The sequence below is a fragment of the Facklamia sp. P12932 genome (assembly GCF_050409545.1).
Taxonomy (GTDB): domain Bacteria; phylum Bacillota; class Bacilli; order Lactobacillales; family Aerococcaceae; genus Facklamia.
The window spans coordinates 37107-59464 of record NZ_JBNUPG010000004.1 but is presented as its reverse complement, the minus strand read 5'-3'; the positions used below and the strand labels follow the sequence as shown (position 1 = coordinate 59464).

Sequence of the window (22358 nt, the reverse complement as noted above, 5' to 3'; positions counted from 1 at the left end):
ACTAGTAAGAGTGTACACTATTTTTTAACTTTAAGCAATAAATTATTTAGGAGGGTCTAATGTTTTTGTTTTGTGATTGCTATATCATAATTTTGTTTGGTGAAAAACTATTTTAGTCTAGTTAATTGTAGTTGTGTTATACTAAATTTACTAAGAAAATTCACTAAGAAAGACTAAGGTATTAAAAGCTTATGAAAGAGGGAGAGATAATGAAACGATCCAATGTCAAAGAAAACTATCTTAAAGCGATTTTCAGTTTGAACGGTAGTGAAGAATATGTTTCAAATAAATTAATTGCGGACAGCTTAAATATTTCAGCTCCGTCTGTAACCGATATGATTAGCCGATTAGTTGAAGACAATCTTGTTGAATCTATCGCCTATAAAGGAGTGCGTTTAACCAGACAAGGATTAGAAAGTGCGATTAAGGTTGTGCGTAAACATCGCATTGCCGAACTTTTTTTAATGAAAATCTTAAAATATGACATCACGCAAGTTCACAACGATGCTGAAACCATTGAACATTTAGAAAGTGACTATTTTTTTGAGAAATTAGAAAAACTGCTAGATTATCCAAAATTTTGTCCTCATGGAAGTATTATTCCCACAATTGATAATTATCAAGAAGTTTATCGGACACCTCTATCATCATTTAGTGAAGGTGACCACCTAGTGTTTCGTCGCTGTATCGATAAACATGAACTACTAGAATACTTACAACAAATTAATCTTGAATTAAATCAAAGAATTCACCTAGATAAGATTGATGACACAAATCGTATTTTTATTTTTTCATATAACGATGATCAAACAGCCTATTTTAGTTTCGATATGGCAGAATTGATTTTCTGCGAAAAAATTTAATTTCTAAGACTATTAAAGATGAGTCTATTGGCAAATAAAATATACCCACTTTCGCATCCTATCACCATAAAAAAACGCTGGATAACTTCCAGCGTTTTTAATTTATTTAAGTGTTTGATAAGTAAATCCAGCCGGCAAGAATATAGCCTGTCTTCGATTTAAATCTTCGATGTCATCAAAAACTATTGAATAAACCATTTGATTTTGAGCGGATTGAATGGTCAACCTTCTTGATGGACTATCATAAGCAGATAAATAAACAGTATGTGTGTAAGAATGATATTTTTTGTTAGGGATAAAGCCTTTAGGTAAAGCAACAGAAGATAAGACGCGGTAAAGATTGCCAAAGGCAGACTGACTGTCATGATTATCAAGTGTTTGTTGTGCTAGATAATAAGCTTTTAAAAAACGTGATTTTGGATCATATCCACCAGGTAGGTCTTTAGCAGCATTAAATTGGTTCAAATTTTCTTGATTAAAAGTAGTTTGCAAGAGTTTTTGATGAGAAGGAAATTTTGGTGCATTGGTCATGACACCATAAGGATTTTGGTAGACTTTTAGTTTTTTCTTTTCAGGCTCAACCACAATGCAGTTTTGCTGACTGTCTGAAAACATAAAGTGGAAAATTGGTGTGATGACTTTATTTCCATTCATATCATGACTTGAGATGTGAACGGTCGGTAAAATCGCTAAGACTTCATCAACATTGCGACAATTACCTAAGATATAATTCATAAAATAAAAAGCAGAAACATTGTTCTTCTTTTTATCTACTTGATTATCATATAAGCCAAATCCTCCAAAATCATTGGTGATTCCAATCAGACCATGCTCATTGACCCCGTCCTTTAAAGGGTCCATATTTCGAAAACCAACTCCAAGCATCTTATATTGAGAATGGTGAAAGCCGCCTAGCAAATTTTCAGCTACCGGATACCCCTTAGGCAAGTAAAGTATATTGTAGTCAACGGGTGCTTCCAGATCCATTGTTCGTCCTGCAACATGTCCGCCGGGGTAATTAATTTTAATTCCTGTACACATAGATATTTCCTTTCTATCTTTAGTATCAACCGACTAAATGATCAGCTCGAATTCTCAGTATAGCATTATTAGATCCGATAAGCGTTAAAAGTGCTTTTAAAAGATTGTTACTTTAAAAATTAAATAACAGAAGGCTTAGCTATGACGATTAGAAACTTCATATTTTATAATCCATCACATTTCTCATTTAATTAGGACACATTATTGTCCAGTCAATTCCCAATAATAGCAGAGTATTAATCATTTTTGGCTGAGAAACTGTCTAAAAGTTGCTAGCTTCGATAAAATAGTAATCATTCTGAGGCAAAGTCACTGGAGTGAAGTCTATGAGATTGTGTGCAATCTCATATTATGAAAAACTTCTGAAAACAGTAGATAAAATAAAATCTGAAAGCTTGAACTTTATTTTAACCACAGGAGGGGGCAGTCATTGGTGGGAGTAATTTATGACTGCTGCTTTTAATGGTAATCCTATCGATACCTTCTCAATCATCATTAGTAAAGTTTTAACGGTTAAAAAAGATCAGACGAGAAGAAAAAACAGCTATTGAAACCACACGCAATTTCTTCCAGCCAATTGGATTGCCTGCTAGCTTACAGAAATTGATCTTAAAGCATAATATATCAACTATCTAGTCAATTAACTTGAGGCCAATAAATTTACTAAAATTGGTGAACACAAAAATCACACGTTGAAAGTATCCAGAGCAATCTATAAAAAAGCTTTAAACTAGATAAAAACAGCCACATCAAAGTGGCTATAAGGTGATTCCAAAAAGTTAGAGTTAAAAACTAACTTTTAATGAATTCTTTTTTTCTAATTTTAAAATATTTTAGTGTTAGCTTCTATATTATTAGGTATTTTTGTCTTTCTTTGGTATAAGGAAAGTGATGAATGAAAAAAGAAGTTTTATAAAATAGCTGGTATTCTTACGGCTGTTATAAGTTTACTCACTTATTTACCTTTATTTGGTGGCTGTCCTCAGAGTATTCAAGCTAGTTAGCTGTCTTAAGTTGTAAAGTTAATATTTGTTTAAAGTAGTTTTCAGCTTTTGAGAGCTACTTTTATTTTTTGATATTAAGCAAATAATTATCTATCACATAGTTCTTGTTTTTTTGCTTCTTCCTCCTTGGCTTTAGTTATCTTATATTCTAGTGTTTCTTTGTACTTGCTATCTATCAAAGCTTCCTCGTATCTTTCTTTTACTATTTTTTGTACGTCTTCTATCGATTTAGCAGACTTTCTCTTTACATCGTAAAAATCTTTATTATTTGCTGGTTTAAAAGCTGGTATATCTTCTTTTTTAGGTTTAACCTTCTTCTTAACTTTTTTGTTGTTTGTGTAGGTTCTTCTTTGAACAGATCGCTATAATCTTTGTTTCCGTCGTTTTCTACCACTTGTACGTTTATTAGAGACGTTTGTGTGATTGGTGAGCGTTTTATTGCTGACGATTTCTTTTGTGCAGTTTTCTTTCCTGCGGGCTTTGGTTGACCTTGCGTATTTCATTCAATAGCTAAGTGAAGTTTTTCTTTAGCATAAAGAGTTCCCAATTTATCAGCTCTTATTTTTTGCTCTATAAAATCTTCATCTATAAATTAATAGGATAAATTACCATGCTTTCGTTCCCTCGCATCTACTTTATAATTTAATAATATATCCTCTTTAAACTTCTTCATGGTCACAACTTCAGAATTGGCTAGGGATTCTAGGATTCTCTCTTAAATCGTCTTTCCAAACACATTTACCCTTGTCAGCAGTTTTAATTTCGCTAATCGTTCTACAATTAATCGCTTTATCTTTTGATAAGTAATTACATTCGCACCAAATTCTCCTAGTATTTCGTCGTGCTTAGGCTGTATATTTACCCAACGATTATTAGATCTTGATAGTTTGATACACCAATTGGATTCGGGTTGTTTATAACAATGTGATTATATAGGAATGCATTTTCGTTGTCTGCTTGTGTAACTACTAAAACTTGTCGACCAGGGAACAGCCTTTGCCCCGTTTCTAAGTCTAGCTCATGAACTTTCTTTATGTCTTCGGGATTATCTACTATAAATTCACCTCTTGAAAACGATGGAATAGCGTTATAAGTTTGAACATTTTACCCTCATTAACATTGAAGCTATCCCACACTTTAGAAAAGACTCTAAAGCAGTTTCTGATAAACAATTAATTCCTGAAGCTTGCAAAACTCAATCCATATCTTCACGATGGCTCTTTTCTTCCATCGCTTGTCACCCTTTTCCTTTTCTATTACTACCTTTAATCGCCAGTCAAAATTATCTTTAGATATACATATGACCTCCTAATTCCGTATCCGGATTTAGGAGGTCAGTACATTTTGAGAGTCCTTTTTAATATTATTTATAAGTTTTCTTCCGTTTTTTACTATAGTTCTGAAAGAATTTTAAGTGTATCCAGCACTTGTCCTTCTACTCGGTTATTAAGATCATTTAATTCTGAACCCATGACAACCACTATATATTCTTTACCATCTTTTTCAGCTAAAGTGGCCCAGCATAAACCGGCTCCATAGGTAGTACCAGATTTGCCACCAGTAATCTCAAAACCGTCTTGATAAAATTCCCGCAATTTTTTGAAAACAGTACTTTCCATATAAACACCTGAGGGATGGGCATTAGTTGCCGTCGATAAATAGTCTTTACGTTTAAAGATTGCTTCAAAATGACCATTTTTTAAAGCTTCTTTCAATAACATAGCGATTTCCTTAGCAGTAGTTACTTGACCTACTTGATCCATGCCATCCACGCTTTTAAACTTAGTTTTTTTTAATTTTAATTCTTCAGCTTTTTCATTCATCCACTTAATAAAAGTCTTTTTGGATCCGGCTACATTAAGTGCTAATGAATTTGCACTTTCAGCTCCTGAAGGAAGCATGGTGCCATAGAGCAAATCACGAAAAGTGGTTGACTCATAAGGATAATAACCCGCCATAGCTGCGCCTTCTTCTATGGCCTGATAGTAACTGGCTTCATCCACTGGAGCATAGGCTGATAGATTATCGATATGTTCTAGTGCAACAAGTGTTGTCATAATTTTTACTAAGGAAGCAGGTTTACGAGAGACGTTGGCTTTTAAAGACAACTCGGTTTTGTCTTCTGTTAAATTATAAACATAAATACTTTTAGAATAGTAAGTCTCCAAAGCCAGGACTTGATATGGATACAAAAGATTTACAAGACTGATCAGTGTAAGTATTATTATCGATTTTTTAAAAAAAGATAAATCTCGCATCCAAAACGCCCTCTCTATTTTATTATTTCTTTTTTAGAGTCTCATACTTTTCAAAGTCGGTCAAGTCAAGAACGGAAATTTCTATTTTAATTCAAAAACAGCCTAAACCAATATAAAGAGTAGAGCTGTTAGTTATTAATTTTTTTGAAATTTAACTTTGGCCTGAGCAATTTCTCTTTGAATAACTAGTCGCTCTTCATCAGATACTTTATCACAGGAACATCCTACTATATTGGTGGGTGTTTTAACATTCAATCCGGCCAAAGGACAATCCGTTACAGTACAAGATGTCCACTTGTTCTTTCCGGCTTTAAAAGATTACCATTCTTTTTTAGGAGATAAATTAAACCTCCTACAATTATGAAAAGAATCATAAGGGTTTTAAAATTCATTAACAGAAATGAAAAGAACAACTTAATGAAAGAATTCTGATAAAACTATTGAATCTAATCCAATGCTTTTTTTAACTTATGCTGCCCTATTCACTACAATAACCAGTGGGATTTCTAACTCTAATAATTGGATAGTTAAATAAAAACTTCTTTCAAATCTATTCCCATCTACTACATTTAAATCATATCAGCCTGCTCATCTAATAGATAGTCGTGTGACAAAGTTTCTTTTATATAGGAAGGTAAAAAATGCCTGGTAAATCAACAATGACCGTGGTAGGATTCGTTTAAAATTAGCCCTCTTTTTATCAATCGTCACGCTCGGCCAATTTCCGACCTTTTGATTAGATCCGGTGAGCAGATTAAAAAGTGTGGTCTTCCCACAGTTAAGATTAGCTAATAAGGTAATTTTACGCAGGCTTCGCTCCTCCCGATAAAAGAGTTGTTTAAATTAATTCAGCTTCACTCTTACGAATCGAAAGTTGATAACCTCTCACTCGAATTTCGAGTGGATCTCCTAAAGGTGCCAATTTAACAAGCTCAATGATTGCATTTTTTGCAATTCCCATATCCCTAATGCACTTTCTAAATTAAGTTTCACTTTCTACTTTTATAAGCTTCGCTCTCGATTTGACTTTCAGCTGACTAAAAGCTACAAAATCTTCATTATCATAAGATAACATTTCGATCGTCACACTTTTAGCAAATTACAGACTGACTGCAAGACACATTCCTTATCAACATCACACTCTTAATTTATACTAAAACCATTCAATAAATAATAAAACAATGCGAAATGTAAAATTCGAGACAAAATGCTTGCATTTTCTGTTCATTCATGTTAAATTTAATTCGAATTCGAGATAACAAAATCGAATCTTATTAAATGCTTTGACTCTCTAAATTTAAAGGAGGAAATTTTATGAACAACTTATTAGGAATCCACCACGTGACAGCTATGACAAATAGCGCAGAAAGAAACTATGACTTTATGACAAAAACTTTAGGCTTACGTTTGGTTAAGAAAACAGTTAACCAAGATGATATCCATACTTATCACACTTTTTTTGCTGATGACCGTGGAAATGCTGGTACGGATGTAACTTTCTTTGATTTTCCTAACTTACCAGAAGGCGTTAAAGGAACAAACTCAATTTCCCGTATTGGTTTGCGTGTAAAATCTGATGAGGCTTTAGAATATTACTTAAAACGTTTTGAAGAAAAAAATGTTAAACATGAAGGTATTAAAGAATTATTCGGTAGCAAAGTATTAGCTTTTGAAGAAGAAGATGGCCAAGCCTATCAAATCTTCTCAGATGAAAATAATGAGGGTATCCCTGGAGGAATTCCTTGGAAAAACGGTCCTATTCCTGAAGAATTTGCTATTTACGGCCTTGGGCCTATTGAAATTACTGTCGGTTACTTTGAAGAATTCAAAGCTGCCTTAACAACTATCTATGAAATGCGTATTGTCGAAGAACATGACGATGTTGCACTCTTAGAAGTTGGTGAAGGCGGACACGGTGGTCAAGTTATTCTACGCAAAGACGTTGAAACTCCACAAGTGCAGCAAGGTTATGGACTTGTTCACCACGTATCCTTCCGAGTAGCCGATGACGAAGCGATTCAAGCTTGGGCAGATCGTTACCAAAAATTAGAAATTGGAAATTCTGGTTTGGTTGATCGCTATTACTTTAAGGCTTTATACGCTCGCATCGGTCACATTTTAATTGAAATCTCTACTGATGGACCTGGCTTTATGGGAGACGAATCTTATGAGAATCTGGGTGAAATCTTATCTTTACCACCATTCTTAGAAGGTCAAAGAGAATCAATCGAAAGTCAAGTTCGCCCATTTGATACTGTTTGGAAAGGGGAATAAATCATGGTTGATAAAATTCAAAGTATTCATCATATTAGTGCCATAGTGGGTAATGTGCAAGAAAACTACGATTTTTATACAAAAGTCCTCGGTTTAAAACTTGTTAAGCAAACTGTCAATTTTGATGACCCTTCTGTTTATCATACCTATTTTGCGAATTCGAAGGTTGATAATGGAACAATTATGACCTTCTTCCCATGGGATAATGACCATAAAGGGACAAAAGGCGGGGGGCAAGTCGGAAGAATTGCTTTTTCTATCCCTAAGGGCAGCCTCACAGCTTGGCAAAATCAATTAGAAAAACATGAGATTACTTATCATAAGAGTAATATGTTCTCTGCAGCCACTTTAGAATTTTCAGATCCTCATGATCTAGATATTGCTTTAGTCGAAGCTGAGACAAGCTCAGACAATAATGAAATTATCGGTTTCTATGGCTTGGTACTCCTATCTACCAACCCTCAAGGGACTCTTGACTTGTTAACACGTGAAATGGGGGCCAAATTGGTTGAAGAAGCTGACGAATACCTACACATCGAATTAAGTGGACCTGAAAAACACCGTGTGTTACTTTTAAAAAAGGCACAACCACTAGGACGTTTTGGCATAAGCACTGTTCATCATGTAGCCTGGTCAGTTGATCGATTGACTGACCTTCAAGCTTGGCATGACCATTTAAAAGAAGCGAATTATCATCTGACTCCTGTCAAAGATCGTAAATACTTTAAATCGATTTATTTAAGAGAAAAAGGTGGCATCATTTTCGAATTTGCTACTAAAGAACCTGGCTTCCAAGTAGATGAAGATTTCGATCATTTAGGTAGTCAATTAAAACTACCTGAACAGTTTGAGTCTAAGCGTTCAGAAATCGAGTCATCTTTGCCTAAATTTATAGTGGATTAGGCGAGTAGATAATATGTTATCTTATAAAGTTACAGACTTATCACCTAAAGATCAGTATAAGGTTTTAATTGGTTCAGTCATCCCTAGACCTGTTACAATGATAGCCACACAAAATGACGATCAAAGCTTAAATTTAGCACCCTTTTCCTACTTTAATATGGTAGCTTACAATCCACCCATCCTCATGGTGTCCATTCAAAGAAAAGGTAAGATGAAGGATACCGCTCGAAATATCCTAGCTAATAAAGAAGCCGTTTTCCACATCGTAGACCAAGAAAATTTACAAGAAGTCAATTTGACAGCTGGCAATTTGCCAAAAAATAAGAGTGAATTGGATTTAACCCAATTCACTCTTGCTAGCAGTCAAACAATTCAAACGCCTGGTATAGCTGAGATGAAAGTAAGGTATGAAACAGTATTACACCAACACATCGAGATCCCATCATCAAATGGTAAAGAAGTTTCAGCTGACTTATTCTTGATGCGAGTAGTACATTTCCATCTTTCTGAGGAAGTTTACCAGAATTCTTATGTGCTTGCTGATCAGTTAAAACCGATCAGTCGTTTAGCGGGTAATGATTATGCAACTTTAGGACAGACCATTCAACTTGAAAGACCAAAGTAGGAGGTAATTATGGAATATATCTATCACGCAGCTGATAATGCTGAGTACACTTTTGTCCTGTTACACGGTACAGGAGGAGACGAAACTAACCTTATTCCTTTAGCCAAAGAAATCTCATCTTCAGCTAATATTCTCTCTATAAGAGGAACTGTTAACGAAAATGGAGCCCTCCGTTATTTTAAACGGAAGGCCGAAGGTCTCTATGATTTAGAAGATCTAGCGGAAAGAAGTGATGAGCTTGTTGAATTCATCAAAAAGATGAGTAGTGAAAAAGGATTTGATTTAAGTAAAGTAATATTCATTGGCTTCTCAAACGGATCTAATATTGCTTTAAATATCTTAATTCACTATCCAGAAAGCTTTAATAAAGGAATTTTATTTGCCCCACTCTACCCTATGGCCATTGATCAGCAGAAAGATTTATCAAATCATCAACTCTTCTTATCCATGGGTGAGGCAGATCCAATCTGTAGTATGCAAGCAAACAATGACTTAATTAAAAAATTAACAAACGTTCAAGCAGACCTATCCATTGAATGGGTACATACCCATCAAATTACGCCTCAAATTGTGCAAGATGCTAAAGATTGGGTGTCAAATTTAAAAGAGAATAATTAATTAATTTAAGCTCTACTTTCTTATGTCTAATTAGCATGAGACAGGTAGAGCTTTTTCCAATTCTTACGGGCTAATAAGTAAATAATTATTCCTTTTAAAGCAGTGGAAAGAGACATAGCAATCCAAACTCCAACCACACCATAATTAGGCATAAACAGCCAAGCAAATGGGATTCTCAACAAATTACAAACAGTATTCACAGTGGCAGGGGCTTGAGTATTTCCTAAACCGTTAAGGAAGCCACTTCCACCAATTTCAAAACTCATAAATAATTGGCTTAAACCAAAGACAAGTAAATAAACAGCTCCTAAAGCGATAGCTTGCTGGTCATCTGGTATAAATAGCTTGAAGAACTGCATTCTAAATACGATAAGAACTAAGGTCGCAAATGAACCAATGGCTAATAAGGAGCGAATGGTCGTTTGATAAATCCCTTCTACTCGTTCATAAAGTTTAGCTCCATAATTCTGCCCTACCATAGCCGTAATCGCTACTGCAAAACCTTCAGTGGTCATCCATGAAATGGATTCAATGTTTGACCCCACACTGGTAACAGCTAAAGGCATAGCACCATAGGAAGCAACATAACGATTTAGTAACACACTGACTAAAGCGTGTGCATTCGACTGAATAGAAGGTGGTAGTCCTACTTTAATGATTTGCCCTAGATTCTTACTGTTAAATGACCACAAGTGGATGCGACTGCGGTAAAGTAAATCTCCTTGGCGATAAATAGCATAAAGATACAAAATAAATACCATAAACTGAGCAAAAATAGTTGCCATAGCAGCCCCTTTAATCCCTAGGGCTGGAAGAGGCCCTAAGCCAAAAATTAAGATGGGATCTAAGATAATATTAATAACCAGTCCGAGAGTATTGACGGCAAAAGGTGTTTTACTATTACCTAAACTATTATAGGCTCCAGATATAACAGGGTTAATAAAAAATAAAAAAACACCCGAAGCAATCACAATCAAATATTCTTCAGTCAGTTGATTGACGTCATCTTCTAATTGGAAGAAATTAATAAAGGGATCTTTAAATAAAATTAAGAGGCCTCCAAAAGCAAGTCCCATTATAAGGGCTAACCAAAAACCATTGTTAATATAAGAGCGTGCTGTCTTTTCATCTCGTGCCCCATAGGCTTGTGCCGTCAGGACACTCATTCCAATTCGAGGGATCAACATCAAACTCGAAGCAATCCACAAAGCAAAGCCAACTTGTCCTGCTGCAGCTACAGCCTCAGTAGAGAGTCTTCCAATCCAGGCAATATCGGTTAAAGTGTAAGTCATTTGAATAAAAGCAGTTAACATTAAAGGCGTCGATAATTTCAACATTGTTTTGAATATCTTACCGTTTAATAAATCTAAATTTCTCATTGCTACTCCTCCATATCTCAATAAATAGTAACAAGTTGAAGCACTAATTACAATCACCAAAAACTTAGTGAAAGAAAAAAGATCTTTCAATAAGTTTTAATGGCTTCATTTTATTCCTCTAAGGACGTTGGTAGTAGAAATCTTCGTATCCCACTGTTTTGGCCCTTTTGATAAAGCACCTATCTTTTATCATACTTTTGATTGGTCTTTGCAATCATTTGTTCAATGTCTTTTTGTAATTCTTTTAAAAGGGGATTCTTGAATAATCTGTTCAATATTTCAAGATCACCGAGACGGTCGCTCTCAATCATCGCATGAGCCAAGCGATCACTTACTTGTGGATTATCCGGGGTCAAATGAGTCGTAACATAGGACATTGAGACGTCTTGGAAACCAAACTTTTCCATTGTTTGAGGCAATTCTTGCTCGTTTAATTTATACTTACCTAGTTGAAAAGTTTGGATACTATCATCTTGGCCGTTTGTTAAGACTTCAATCTGCCGCCAAAAGGTATTTTTATCTTCATTAAAAGAAAGCAAAGCCGGTGCTTGGTGAATGACCCCTTGAGCTTGACTGAGACAAAGACAGACTCCTCCGGATTTTAATAAATGATACTGTGTTTTAAAGAAAGTGTTTGTTTCAATGTGCTCAACCACTGTATTCGAAAGAATAACATCAAAACTATTTTCCTCAAAAGGAAGCTTATAAATATCACCCTCTAAAAATTCAACTTCAGGAATGTTTTCTTTAGCAAATTCTATGAAGTTGTGATCGCGGTCTAATCCAATTACATTGGCATTCGGGTACCAATCTTTTAATACCTGACATAAAGCACCCGGCCCACAACCTATTTCTAAAATTCTAAGAGGAAGTTTTTGATCGATATTAAAAATGGTTTGATAAGCATTGGCATTTTCCTTACTAAAACGTAGTTTACGACTAGAATAGAGCGTTTGAATTCCCTGTACTTGGTTAGACCAAAAATTTAACCTGTTCATTGTATCACCCTCTTTTCGTTCCAACCTAACTTCAAACATGATATTTTGTGTTTTCAGATTTTTTAACAGAGCCTATTATATCATTTATTAGTAATTTTTGATTAAATTTGCCCATCAAGGTCTTAAAATGGATGATAGGGTCATGTAAAACATCTTTTCCACTATTATTTTACGAATGTAAAAGACTTTCACTAGACATATCAAGTGAAAATGCTAAATTTAAAACAGAAGGAGGCGACATTATGAGTCTTGGCCAACAACTCAAAACAGCACGCTTGCATGCAAATTTAACTCAAGAAGAAGTTGCAGAAAAAATTGGGGTTACTCGTCAATCCGTTTCAAATTGGGAAAACGAGAAAAATTACCCTGATATTCGGAGTGTCATAGACCTTAGCAATCTTTATCAAATCAGTCTGGATCAATTGATGAAAGGAGACGAAAAATTGATTAATCATTATCAAGAAAGTTCAAATGTAGTTCGTAGTAACAAACATTTATTTAAGATTATTTTAATTAGTTTAACTATCATCTTAGCACTATTCATACTCCATCACCTGATGCCTAACCATGTCGAATGGCTACTTGCTATTTTTATTATAATGGCCATAACGGCAGGAATCATTATTCATGAAATCATTCAAAGAATATAGGAGGCGTAAAAATGAATGAAACTATCAAAATATTTATAATTGTAATTGTCGCTACCATTGCGCTAGCTTCTGGCAACTTATTAGCTTACTTCATCTATAAAATGACTATTATTGATGCTAAGGCGCGAGGGTTAAAACATCCCAAATTTTGGGGTATTTTTAATATCGCTGGAAACAACTCTTCAAATATCATACTCTATCTTATCGGCAGAAGGAAATTTCCTAAAGATAAACTCACTTCCTATGATCAACTCTTAATGAAGCAATATAAAAGAGAAGCTAGTATATCTCTTATTTGCCACCTTTGTGGGACGATTATCCTACTTATCTGCATTGTTTATTTCTATGCCTAACTAGTTCGCCTATCTTTATTAGAAAAAGTAGGGTTTTTGTTATTTTATTAATTAATAAAGTTTGGTAGGATAGATGTGATATAAAATTAAAGGAGATCTCTTTACATGAACTCAGTAAAAAATAAACTTCCAGGACTTCTTTTATGTTTCTTGATTGCTATTTTTGCTAGCCTTTTAGCCAGTGTATCGATTGGAAACTTTTCACTGGCGATTATTGGAGCACCCGTCTTTGCTATCTTAATAGGCATGATCATCAGTCTCATTCAGCCCCAATTAGCTAATCATGCCATTTTTCATCTCGGTGTTCGCTTTTCAGCGAAAAATATCCTACAATGGGCAGTTGTTTTATTAGGTTTCTCCTTGAACCTCTCAATGATTATTAAAGTTGGCAGCAAAAGCTTACCTGTAATAGTTGCTACTATCTCGATTGCGCTACTGGTTGCTTGGTTCTTTCATAAGCAATTTAAGATGGAAACGAAATTAGCGACTTTAATTGGGGTCGGATCAGCTATTTGTGGAGGTTCTGCAATTGCAGCCACTGCTCCAGTTATTGAAGCAGATGATAAGCAAGTTGCTCAGGCTATTTCAATTATTTTTATTTTTAATGTACTGGCTGCTTTGATTTTCCCTACTTTAGGTTATAACTTAGGATTAGGAACAGAAGGTTTTGCTATCTTCGCAGGTTCTGCAGTTAATGACACTTCTTCAGTGACTGCCGCAGCAGCGACAGCAGAAAGCTTCTATCAAGTGGAAGGCATCCTATCTGCTGCAGTAACGGTCAAATTAACACGAACACTAGCCATTATTCCCATTACGATAGGTCTATCTTTGATGAAAGCTCGTAAGGAAAATGAACACGCAAAAGCCACTATTTTTCACTTACTTCCTACATTTATTCTCTATTTTATTTTAGCTGCCTTAGTCACTTCCATAGTGGACCTTCTTCCAACAAATGCATTTACCTATAGTTACGTCGAAAAGTTTATTCCCCTGATAAAAACTCTCGCTAAATTTTTTATCAGTATGGCTATGGCGGCTATCGGGTTAAACTCTCAATTAAGTGAACTAATTAGAGAAGGAAAGAAACCCATTTTACTTGGCCTCTCTTGTTGGATAGCTATCAGTCTCGTTTCACTAACCGTTCAAGCTCTAACCGCTACTTTTTATAGTAATCTTCCTTAATCAAAAACGGTTAACTAGTAGAATTATCTAGTTAACCGTTCTTTTCTATTTAATTAACTGCTTAATTTGAAAAGAACCATTTTTGATAGCCCTTATCAATCAATAGGCTCACGAGCATTTGAATAATCATAGAGATAAAAACTGTTAAGGGAAGCCCCTTTAAAACACCCAAAAAAGCTTGGCCGTTTATGCCCGCTTCCATCCATACTCCAAGAAAGCCCATGACAAAAGAAAAGATCAAGGCGGGTGGGAATTGTCCCACTACGAATTTTAACCATTCTGGATGCTGGATACCTAGTAATTCATTGAATTGCTCAGACATTTTTGGTATATCAAGAAGATAAGCCCCAAGAATTACTGAAACGGGTAAAAGAACAGATAGTTTAACTAACATTTCAGGGAATACGACTTGCCCCTGCATGGCAGTCATAATTAAGGGCATGATAATTCCAAGATGAACGGGAAAAGCAAAGCGTTTAAATGTTTCAAAGTTTATCGAATGCAAAATAATGTCACCTTTCTAATTGTGTTTTTAACTTTTTTACTCTAACAAATACCTTAAGCCCTTTGCAAGTTGTTTTTAACGATTCACCACATACTTTGTCTTTAACTCATCATTTTCTAGTTAAGTATGCTCAAAAAATAGAACAATTTTTGAAAAGATAATACTTCATTATTCATCCCTTAGCTCTATCCAATACCTTTGATCGACAGTGCCATCAGGATAAACTACTTCATTTTCTAAAACGCCACCATTTTTTTGAATGGATTTCGCGGACCCAATATTTTCTTTATTACAAATCATTAAAACCCTTTTTATACCGATTCGTTTACACTCTTTTAGTGCTAAACCTATCATTGCTGTGGCATAACCTTTGCGTCGCTCACTCGGTCGAATACCGTCTCCTATATGTCCACCCTTTAGTAAAAGGCCATCATTTAAATAATGGCGAATATTCACTGCCCCTACCAAAACATTCCGATTGCGGTCGAGACAAAAAAAGGTCGAATCCGGTACACGGTCTGAGTGTACAGCTTCTTTATCTTCTATACTCTTAATATATCCTCCAAAATCATGTGGATCATGACGAAAGATGGCCGATGGCGAACCATCTGTTTGATTTTTTTCTATATCTTCTTTCCATTCTTCGATCATCTCAATTAATAGTAGCTGATGTTTTTTCTCTAACTTAACAAGTTCGATATTCATATTAGGCTTATCCCTTTCAGAGTGATTTTATACTTTATAAATTTTGGCTTGCGTCCTAGCGATAACTGGTCCCATCTCTTCTTGTCGGATGGCTGATAAATCTATGACGGTTTGCCTAAGAAGTTCTTTTAAAGATTTAGCCATATGCTGAACTTCTTTTCTATCACAAATAATCTTATCCTCCGTTGGCCAATCACTCTCAAGTAAAATGTGATCTCCAGCTATTTGTTGAACATAGGCGCGTCCTTTTTTTGTATTTAACATCGTCGGATGAACAGATAGATAACCTCCTTGATCTCGATGTCTGGTTAATTGATCACTGGTTCCATTAAAGCGGTGTAAAATTGCCGTAATATTCTTAGCAGAATGACTTTCTATTAAGTCCAATACTTTTGAAGCTGATTGTACTGCGTGGATTGATAATACATAATGATTATTTAAACGCTCAGCTAATAGTGATAGAATGTTTGAGAAAACATAAATCTGTAAGTCCTCATCCGCTTTTTCCAATCCATTGGTCGAAAAATCTAAACCGACTTCTCCTATTAAAAGAGATTGGTCTAATTCTCCTTGAAAGATAGCTAACTCCTTATTCGCTTGTTCCTTAGACTTAATCCACCAAGGATGAAAACCTAAAGATAAATAAGGCAGAAACTTTTGATCACAATCCATTTTTTTGAGGCTATCCTTTAACTCAATAAAACCTGAGGGTGTGACAGTTTGAGCCACAATTTTAAGCTTTTCTTTAGCAATTGTTTCTAAAAATAACTGACGAGCCTGTTGATCTTTTATAAAATCAAAGTGATAGTGACTATCTAATAAATTCATAGTCTCTCCTCTCCTTCTTACTTCGATTTACCAAACTTTATATTCTTCCTTCCCTGCCAAACGTCGGATCACTTTTCCTGCTAGCATCATTCCCATAATTGGTGGCATATAGCTCATCGAACCTAAGGTTTGTGATTTTGTATTGCCAGTAGGATTTTCAACTTTGAAGGGTTGTTCATTAGAATAAAGAACCTCTAAATTTTTAATGCCTCTTCTACGGCACTCTAGACGTATAATCTTTGAAAGGGGACAATAAGAGGTCTTTTCTATTTTACTAAAGTTTAAGTAAGTCGGATCTAATTTATTCGCTGCCCCCATAGATGAAATTAAGGGCAATTTTTCTTTTTGACAAAAGGCTGCAATTTCTAATTTTTGAGAGATAGTATCAATACAATCAATTATATAATCCACTCCTACTAGATCAGTTAAAATTTCCTCAATATTTTCTTTGGTTAGAAATATTTGACGGGCATCCACTTGGCAGTCCGGATTGATTTCAGCGATCATCGCTTTCATAACATCTGCTTTAACCTTACCCACGGTTGATGAAAAGGCTAAAGCTTGACGATTAATATTGCTTTCTTCAATAATATCTCCATCAATTATCGTTAAATAGCCTACTCCTCCTCGAGCTAACGCCTCAGCACAAGCAGAACCTACTCCGCCTAGCCCCAATACTACCACTCTTGATTGAGCTAACCGACTTAGGCCCTCTTCTTTTAAGAGCAGGCTCACCCTTGAGAGTCTTGTTGGTATTTTTGCTTCCATAACATCATCCTTAATCTTTTAAGTTTATTAGCTGCTTTTTTATTATAACACCATCGCTCTAATTAGATCTTATTAAAAGAGGTGGTCATAAAGATCACCTCTTTTAGGTCTATTAATTTTTACATTTGCTCTTTATGAAAACGACTTAGGAACAATTTAGTTCGCTCATGCTGAGGCTCATTAATCACTTGCTGGGCTAAGCCATCTTCCACAATTACACCTTTGTCCATAAAAACAACCCGACTAGAAACATCACGGGCAAAAGCCATTTCATGAGTCACTACTATCATTGTCAGACCCTCTCTTGCTAATTGGGTCATGGTATCTAATACCTCTCCTACCATTTCTGGGTCAAGCGCTGAAGTCGGCTCATCAAACAGTAATAATTCTGGATCCATTGATAAAGCCCGAGCAATAGCAACTCTTTGCTGTTGTCCACCTGACAATTGTTTAGGACGCGCATTGACATAAGGAGCCATGCCCACCTTAGTCAAGTTGGCCATAGCAATTTGCTCTGCTTCTTCTTTTGTCCGTCCCAAGATTTTAACTTGTCCAATGGCACAATTTTTCAAAACATTCATATTATTAAAAAGGTTAAACTGTTGGAAAACCATTCCCACTTCTGCTCGATAGTGATTCAAAGGGTAATGATTGGTCATCACTGACTTGCCTTTATAAAGAATATCCCCTCCGCTCGGTTGCTCTAGAAGATTGAGACATCTCAGAAGGGTTGATTTTCCTGAACCTGAAGAGCCAATAATAGAGATGACCTCTCCTTGTTTCACGCTAAAATCAATGTCTTTTAAGACTAAGTTGTCCCCAAATTTTTTAGATAAGTGAGCAATCTCTAAGATTTTATTTTCATTAGTCATGTGTTTTCACCCCCTTGACCGCTTCTGTGGATGAAGACTGAACAACTGTATAAGAATGAGAACCTGACACCTTTCTCTCAATTAAATTTAAAATACGAGTGGTCGTAAACGTTAAAACAAAATAAATCACTGAGGTAATCAAGAAGGTCTGGAAAGTCTGATAGGTCGATCCTGCGACAGACTTGGAAACAAAGAACAATTCTGTCACTGCTATAACATTTAAAACGGAAGTATCTTTGATATTAATCACAAACTCATTTCCTAAAGTTGGTAGAATCGATAAGACAGCTTGCGGTAATACCACATGTCGCATGGTTTGACCGTGGGTCATACCAATTGCTTTTGCCCCTTCATATTGTCCCTTATCCACCCCTTGAATACCTCCACGCATGACTTCAGATAGATAGGCACCTGTATTAATTGAAACAATAAATAAAGCTGCTGTCATTGAAGAAAGATCAATATCAAAGAATAGTTTTAGACCATAAAAAATTAACATGGCTTGAACCATCATCGGTGTTCCTCTAAAAATTTCGATGTAGGTAACTAAAAGAAAATCAACTACTTTAAACAAATAATAAGAAGGGCGACCTTTTTGGAACAAGTCCTTCATTGAACGGATCACTGCAATCAAGAGTCCAATCACGGACCCCACAATGGTTGCAAACAGCGCAATGAATAGAGTGTTCAAGGCACCACGAATAAATTGATTACCGTAACTAGCCCACAAAGCCTGAACATCTTGCCAAAAGCTAAGGTTTTCTTGACCTTGATTGAGTTCTACCATTTCTTTCATCAATGCTATCCGTTCCTCTTCATCAATCTGACTTAAAGCTTGATTAATTGGTTCCACCAAAGGACTTCCTTTACGTAAACCAATCGCGATTCCTGTATCTACCTGACTCAGATCAAAGCCATTCTCTTTAGTAAATTTTACATAAGTTAAGTCGGTGTTAGCAGCTACAGCAGCCATGGCTCCTGGTTCTTCCGATAAATAAGCATCAATTTTACCTGATAGGACGGAAGAAATCATGGTTGGAAAAGAATCCAAAGCTGTCCCTTTCTGGACATTAGGTATTTGATCGATTAAGCCATAATGGAAGGTATTTAGCTGAGCGGTTACTTTAGCATTTGAAAAATCTTCGATGGATTGAGCATCGACAAAATCAGAATCTTTGCGAACTACCAGGACCATCTGACTTTCATAATAATTATCAGAAAAGTCAATTTCCTTCTTACGCTCTGGTGTGACCGACATGCCAGCAATGATAGCATCTACCTTACCAGAATTTAAAGCTGGAGGTAAACCATCCCACTCTAATTTTACAATTTCTAATTCCAAACCTAACTGTTGCGCTAACTCTTGTGCGATATGGACATCATAGCCATTGCCAAACTCTCCTTTAGAGTTAGAAATAGGGAGCGCTCCATTTACTAGAGAAGGTTGCGACCAGTTAAAAGGTGAATAATTAGCTTCCATTCCTACTTTTAAAACACCAGGATCTTCAAGTCCTTCTTGGATCTGTTCACTATTAATAGTTGATAACTTCTTGTCTTCAGCACCTACAATCATTTTAACAGGCAAAAGCAATATAAACATTAAGATTAAGACACTGAGCTTTTTAAACAGTCCTTGATTCTGTTCCATTCTGATCCTCCTCGTAATTTTTACTATAAAAAATAAATATACCTTTTATAGTAAATTTGGTCAAGTTTTGAATGTATAGACTATTATTAAAAAATGTTGAATGTATAGACTATTATTAAAGCTTCTTAATGAGACAGATCGAAATGTTAATATTTTTTGTAATAGTATTTCTATTTTTTCTAAAAAAACAGATCAAAAAACTCCTTTGATTCATAATTACACATGTATAATGCTCTCTGCAAATTATACTGTCTTCATGATCTAAGGAGTTATTTGTTTATATTTAATTATTAAATTTAGGGGTTATTTTAAACTGGATCATCTTAGTTCCAATCAGCTAAAGATCCCATTGGATCCCATGGTTCTAATTCAATGACTGGTTGATTAAGAGCATCTAACCATTTTTGATCAAGGTATTTCTTATCAACAGTCACTTGATAGTTATACTCGTCAAACCATTGATCACTCATTGAGAAGATACCTTTATCGCCAGATTTTTCACCCCAACTGTTCTCAACCTTCCAATTGACTGGTTTACCATCAGCATCTAGGTCCACACCTACTAAAAGCATGGCGTGAGTTAATAAACTCTCCCCATAATCTAAGCGCTCAGCCTTATTTAATTGAGGCGCTTCAGCTAAGATAGCCTCATATTCGTATAAGTGTTTATCCATAATACCCAATTCACGATCACTCATCTTACCAACATCACAACCAAACCAAACTGGCTTGCCATCTTTGATTGAAGCAATTGCAGCTTCTTTAAGCACTTCAATTGGTGCATTAATATAAGTAATCGGGTGGCCTTCGGCTACAGAGGCTAAATATTTAACAGTGAACGCCCGTCCGAAAGGCTTATCTTCAGTCGGTGCGTTGATTACACTGACTTTACCTTCTAAATCCCAACCCACATACTTATTAAAGAAATCTTGTGGTGTGATGTCTTCAATACGGTGATATTTTCCATCCTTGTCGCGGTAACTGTAAGAGAACTTCTCTGGAACCTGTCCCAAGGCTTTAACTAAGATGTTGTATATAACATACAGCATATCCTCTTTCATTGCTTTCAAATCTTCTTTTGAAGCCTTATTTTGATAAGCCGTTCTTAATTCTTTAGCAAAAGCTCTTAAACGTTTAGTAATGATTGCTACCATTTCATAAGTATTAGAAGAATGGTAAGTTTCTGGCATTACCGATTTAGGAACTGAACCATACTTTTGTAGTAAGGCTGTGAACATATCCCATTGTCCACCATCTTCGACCGGCGCTTGCAATAAATGTTGTACCACACGTGAATTTAAAGGTTCCTCTACCGTTTCAATGATAGAATCCAAGAAGAAGTTTGATTTTTCTAGCTTATCCCAGAAGAGGGTATAATTTTGCGAAAATTCAAAAGTTTCTAAATTTAACTCTTCCATTGTATTTACACGCGCACCGTTTAAGGCAGCAAACATCCAGCAACGACCGCTTTTCTTCTGATCGGTAATCTTGCCTCTTTTTGTTTCATCGGAGAAAACGAAGGTATGGTCTCTCACGGCCTCATTATTAAATGAAGATTGATTGAACCCAACTTTAGCTACCGCATTTTCTACTGCATGATTGATCGTTTCTGCTTGATATTTTGTTTTGAATGATTGTATTAATTCTTGATTGATTGTCATAGTCATTTCCTTTCTTTAAATAAGATTTTTTAGAGTCCATTCTAATAATAGAGAACTTCTTCATTTATTCTGGCTAGTCTTTAAATATTTTTCTAAAGAATAGCTTAAAAAATAATCACTACTATTCACACCACTTCCTTTAATAACTAATCATTTTAACTAATTAATAAGATATAGGACTGGCCTTCAAAGCTTAAATCCCTTAAGAATTTATATAGAATTAGCGATTAACTAGACTTCTAAACTTACTATATAAAAACTCAGTGCCACCATTAAACTTAATTAATTATATAAAGCTACAGCCATTCCCTAATAATATTTTATAACAAAATTAGAGTACTTGCAATAAATTTTTAGGTTAACCTAAAATATCCTTCAGTCTATACCTTGCTAAGTCACAACATACTTTATGATCAGTCATCGAATATAGCTACAATTTAAAAATTCCAGCCACAACCCCCCCACTTGATTGAAATGAACCTTAGATCAGATATATTGTACAAAAAGTGCTCCTGGATATCCACAATCGGGTCTTACTTGACATCTTACCCTATCACCAAAGAAAATTTAATTCTCAGTGGTCATTTTTCTGATATCATTATCAAAATCTTTATTGATAGTCGTTAAGTGAAGATTGCACCATTCTAACCATCCATTAGTCTTTTGATGAAAATAATTCAAATTTCCTGCTAAGACTTGCTCAAAATACATTGCAATTCCTTCGGTAAAGAGTAACCATAAAAAATAGTTTTCACCTTGCTCAAATTGGTCAAAATTACCATATTGTTGATGATAGATATGCCCTAATTCTTGAAAAATAAGTCCATGCATACGGTCTTTACTCATCCAATCTCATTCGATCATTTTTTCAATTCCCACTAGAATATAAGTTCTTCTGTCCAGTTCTACCACCCAACCTGCCCCATTACATAAACCTAAATAAAGCATAATTGTAAAATCTAGCTCTTTGCCAAATGCTTGAATAACTTTTTTATTTAACCCCCCAGTTACTTGCCTAAATGAGTCTACTACTTTGAACCGCTTTTTGCTTTCTGAAAAAGTCCTTTTTTTAATGGGGAAATAATCGTTTAAAAGCTAAACTTCCCACCAACAAACACTCTTTTGGCGTCATCAGACAGTAAATCCTGATAGTTGGCTAACCATCTATCCATATATTCTTTCATAAACTGATTTGAAACTGCCCATTTACAAATAATGGATCA

20 protein-coding genes and 3 pseudogenes are annotated in these 22358 nt (G+C 35.2%); 8 read left to right on the top strand and 15 right to left on the bottom strand.

The genetic code is table 11. The annotated features are described in order from the left end of the window. Positions 1-209: 209 nt before the first annotated feature. The gene (locus ACQV2P_RS02750) at positions 210-863 is read left to right on the top strand and encodes a metal-dependent transcriptional regulator (protein ID WP_428872723.1); all 654 of its coding nucleotides are present in this window, start codon (positions 210-212) and stop codon (positions 861-863) included. 102 nt (positions 864-965) lie between these two features. On the opposite strand, the gene ACQV2P_RS02745 is transcribed toward ACQV2P_RS02750, so the two are convergent. The 5 genes and pseudogenes from ACQV2P_RS02745 to ACQV2P_RS02725 all read right to left on the bottom strand — a co-directional run. Beyond that, on the bottom strand, positions 966-1904 hold the full coding sequence (locus ACQV2P_RS02745; protein WP_428872722.1) for a linear amide C-N hydrolase: 939 nt from the start codon (positions 1902-1904) through the stop codon (positions 966-968). A gap of 1862 nt (positions 1905-3766) precedes the next feature. Then, a pseudogene (locus ACQV2P_RS02740) lies at positions 3767-3997 on the bottom strand (hypothetical protein); the annotation flags it as partial. Positions 3998-4299: 302 nt separating this feature from the next. Further along, positions 4300-5166, bottom strand: coding sequence for a D-alanyl-D-alanine carboxypeptidase family protein (locus ACQV2P_RS02735; protein ID WP_428892556.1), 867 nt, complete (start codon positions 5164-5166; stop codon positions 4300-4302). A 468-nt stretch (positions 5167-5634) separates the two neighbouring features. After that, positions 5635-5967, bottom strand: a pseudogene (locus ACQV2P_RS02730) (FeoB small GTPase domain-containing protein). 37 nt (positions 5968-6004) lie between these two features. Next, a pseudogene (locus ACQV2P_RS02725) lies at positions 6005-6145 on the bottom strand (FeoA family protein); the annotation flags it as partial. Between the two features lie 335 nt (positions 6146-6480). Between ACQV2P_RS02725 and ACQV2P_RS02720 the strand changes: the two are divergent. From ACQV2P_RS02720 to ACQV2P_RS02705, 4 genes are read left to right on the top strand one after another with little or no spacing between them, the layout of a single operon-like run. After that, complete coding sequence (locus tag ACQV2P_RS02720) at positions 6481-7440, top strand: VOC family protein (RefSeq protein ID WP_428872715.1); 960 nt, start codon at positions 6481-6483, stop codon at positions 7438-7440. 3 nt (positions 7441-7443) lie between these two features. After that, complete coding sequence (locus ACQV2P_RS02715; protein WP_428872714.1) at positions 7444-8343, top strand: VOC family protein; 900 nt, start codon at positions 7444-7446, stop codon at positions 8341-8343. A gap of 13 nt (positions 8344-8356) precedes the next feature. Further along, entirely contained in the window at positions 8357-8968 is a 612-nt protein-coding gene (locus ACQV2P_RS02710) for a flavin reductase family protein (RefSeq protein WP_428894605.1), read from the top strand. A gap of 9 nt (positions 8969-8977) precedes the next feature. Then, on the top strand, positions 8978-9586 hold the full coding sequence (locus ACQV2P_RS02705) for an alpha/beta hydrolase (protein ID WP_428872712.1): 609 nt from the start codon (positions 8978-8980) through the stop codon (positions 9584-9586). Positions 9587-9612: 26 nt separating this feature from the next. On the opposite strand, the gene ACQV2P_RS02700 is transcribed toward ACQV2P_RS02705, so the two are convergent. Both ACQV2P_RS02700 and ACQV2P_RS02695 read right to left on the bottom strand, forming a co-directional pair. Then, positions 9613-10965 (bottom strand): MATE family efflux transporter, encoded by a 1353-nt coding sequence (locus ACQV2P_RS02700; RefSeq protein ID WP_428872711.1) that lies wholly within the window; start codon positions 10963-10965, stop codon positions 9613-9615. Between the two features lie 179 nt (positions 10966-11144). After that, entirely contained in the window at positions 11145-11963 is an 819-nt protein-coding gene (locus ACQV2P_RS02695; RefSeq protein ID WP_428875789.1) for a class I SAM-dependent methyltransferase, read from the bottom strand. A 242-nt stretch (positions 11964-12205) separates the two neighbouring features. Here ACQV2P_RS02695 and ACQV2P_RS02690 point away from each other — a divergent pair, with 242 nt between their 5' ends. The 3 genes from ACQV2P_RS02690 to ACQV2P_RS02680 all read left to right on the top strand — a co-directional run bounded on the left by ACQV2P_RS02690 (position 12206) and on the right by ACQV2P_RS02680 (position 14148). Beyond that, a complete protein-coding gene (locus tag ACQV2P_RS02690) occupies positions 12206-12613 on the top strand; it encodes a helix-turn-helix domain-containing protein (protein ID WP_428872707.1) in 408 nt (135 codons plus the stop codon). An 11-nt stretch (positions 12614-12624) separates the two neighbouring features. After that, entirely contained in the window at positions 12625-12966 is a 342-nt protein-coding gene (locus tag ACQV2P_RS02685; protein WP_428894604.1) for a hypothetical protein, read from the top strand. A 105-nt stretch (positions 12967-13071) separates the two neighbouring features. Continuing rightward, the gene (locus tag ACQV2P_RS02680) at positions 13072-14148 is read left to right on the top strand and encodes a YeiH family protein (protein ID WP_428894603.1); all 1077 of its coding nucleotides are present in this window, start codon (positions 13072-13074) and stop codon (positions 14146-14148) included. A gap of 61 nt (positions 14149-14209) precedes the next feature. Here the strand turns inward: ACQV2P_RS02680 and ACQV2P_RS02675 are convergent, their stop codons facing one another. From ACQV2P_RS02675 to ACQV2P_RS02640, 8 genes are all read right to left on the bottom strand, one after another. Beyond that, on the bottom strand, positions 14210-14653 hold the full coding sequence (locus ACQV2P_RS02675; protein WP_428875791.1) for a hypothetical protein: 444 nt from the start codon (positions 14651-14653) through the stop codon (positions 14210-14212). Between the two features lie 168 nt (positions 14654-14821). Next, complete coding sequence (locus ACQV2P_RS02670; protein WP_428874914.1) at positions 14822-15358, bottom strand: GNAT family N-acetyltransferase; 537 nt, start codon at positions 15356-15358, stop codon at positions 14822-14824. Positions 15359-15385: 27 nt separating this feature from the next. Next, positions 15386-16186: a TatD family hydrolase gene (locus ACQV2P_RS02665; protein WP_428881654.1), complete on the bottom strand. Its 801-nt coding sequence runs from the start codon at positions 16184-16186 to the stop codon at positions 15386-15388. A 27-nt stretch (positions 16187-16213) separates the two neighbouring features. Further along, positions 16214-16954, bottom strand: coding sequence for a tRNA threonylcarbamoyladenosine dehydratase (locus ACQV2P_RS02660; protein ID WP_428872701.1), 741 nt, complete (start codon positions 16952-16954; stop codon positions 16214-16216). A 119-nt stretch (positions 16955-17073) separates the two neighbouring features. Next, a complete protein-coding gene (locus ACQV2P_RS02655; protein ID WP_428874917.1) occupies positions 17074-17826 on the bottom strand; it encodes an amino acid ABC transporter ATP-binding protein in 753 nt (250 codons plus the stop codon). Further along, positions 17819-19474: an ABC transporter substrate-binding protein/permease gene (locus tag ACQV2P_RS02650; protein WP_428874918.1), complete on the bottom strand. Its 1656-nt coding sequence runs from the start codon at positions 19472-19474 to the stop codon at positions 17819-17821. The genes ACQV2P_RS02655 and ACQV2P_RS02650 overlap by 8 nt, the downstream gene beginning before the upstream one ends. Before the next feature lie 323 nt (positions 19475-19797). Continuing rightward, positions 19798-21135 (bottom strand): aminopeptidase C, encoded by a 1338-nt coding sequence (locus ACQV2P_RS02645; RefSeq protein WP_428894602.1) that lies wholly within the window; start codon positions 21133-21135, stop codon positions 19798-19800. A 567-nt stretch (positions 21136-21702) separates the two neighbouring features. After that, positions 21703-21981: a hypothetical protein gene (locus tag ACQV2P_RS02640; protein WP_428885250.1), complete on the bottom strand. Its 279-nt coding sequence runs from the start codon at positions 21979-21981 to the stop codon at positions 21703-21705. Positions 21982-22358 lie beyond the last annotated feature (377 nt).

Coding starts and splice junctions, on each gene's coding strand:
- ACQV2P_RS02710 (WP_428894605.1), top strand. CDS start 8,357: ATGTTATCTTATAAAGTTACAGACTTATCACCTAAAGATCAGTATAAG.
- ACQV2P_RS02640 (WP_428885250.1), bottom strand. CDS start 21,981: ATGAGTAAAGACCGTATGCATGGACTTATTTTTCAAGAATTAGGGCAT.
- ACQV2P_RS02700 (WP_428872711.1), bottom strand. CDS start 10,965: ATGAGAAATTTAGATTTATTAAACGGTAAGATATTCAAAACAATGTTG.
- ACQV2P_RS02665 (WP_428881654.1), bottom strand. CDS start 16,186: ATGAATTTATTAGATAGTCACTATCACTTTGATTTTATAAAAGATCAA.
- ACQV2P_RS02645 (WP_428894602.1), bottom strand. CDS start 21,135: ATGACAATCAATCAAGAATTAATACAATCATTCAAAACAAAATATCAA.
- ACQV2P_RS02655 (WP_428874917.1), bottom strand. CDS start 17,826: ATGACTAATGAAAATAAAATCTTAGAGATTGCTCACTTATCTAAAAAA.
- ACQV2P_RS02695 (WP_428875789.1), bottom strand. CDS start 11,963: ATGAACAGGTTAAATTTTTGGTCTAACCAAGTACAGGGAATTCAAACG.
- ACQV2P_RS02745 (WP_428872722.1), bottom strand. CDS start 1,904: ATGTGTACAGGAATTAAAATTAATTACCCCGGCGGACATGTTGCAGGA.
- ACQV2P_RS02735 (WP_428892556.1), bottom strand. CDS start 5,166: ATGCGAGATTTATCTTTTTTTAAAAAATCGATAATAATACTTACACTG.
- ACQV2P_RS02660 (WP_428872701.1), bottom strand. CDS start 16,954: ATGGAAGCAAAAATACCAACAAGACTCTCAAGGGTGAGCCTGCTCTTA.
- ACQV2P_RS02690 (WP_428872707.1), top strand. CDS start 12,206: ATGAGTCTTGGCCAACAACTCAAAACAGCACGCTTGCATGCAAATTTA.
- ACQV2P_RS02680 (WP_428894603.1), top strand. CDS start 13,072: ATGAACTCAGTAAAAAATAAACTTCCAGGACTTCTTTTATGTTTCTTG.
- ACQV2P_RS02720 (WP_428872715.1), top strand. CDS start 6,481: ATGAACAACTTATTAGGAATCCACCACGTGACAGCTATGACAAATAGC.
- ACQV2P_RS02685 (WP_428894604.1), top strand. CDS start 12,625: ATGAATGAAACTATCAAAATATTTATAATTGTAATTGTCGCTACCATT.
- ACQV2P_RS02715 (WP_428872714.1), top strand. CDS start 7,444: ATGGTTGATAAAATTCAAAGTATTCATCATATTAGTGCCATAGTGGGT.
- ACQV2P_RS02670 (WP_428874914.1), bottom strand. CDS start 15,358: ATGAATATCGAACTTGTTAAGTTAGAGAAAAAACATCAGCTACTATTA.
- ACQV2P_RS02650 (WP_428874918.1), bottom strand. CDS start 19,474: ATGGAACAGAATCAAGGACTGTTTAAAAAGCTCAGTGTCTTAATCTTA.
- ACQV2P_RS02705 (WP_428872712.1), top strand. CDS start 8,978: ATGGAATATATCTATCACGCAGCTGATAATGCTGAGTACACTTTTGTC.
- ACQV2P_RS02750 (WP_428872723.1), top strand. CDS start 210: ATGAAACGATCCAATGTCAAAGAAAACTATCTTAAAGCGATTTTCAGT.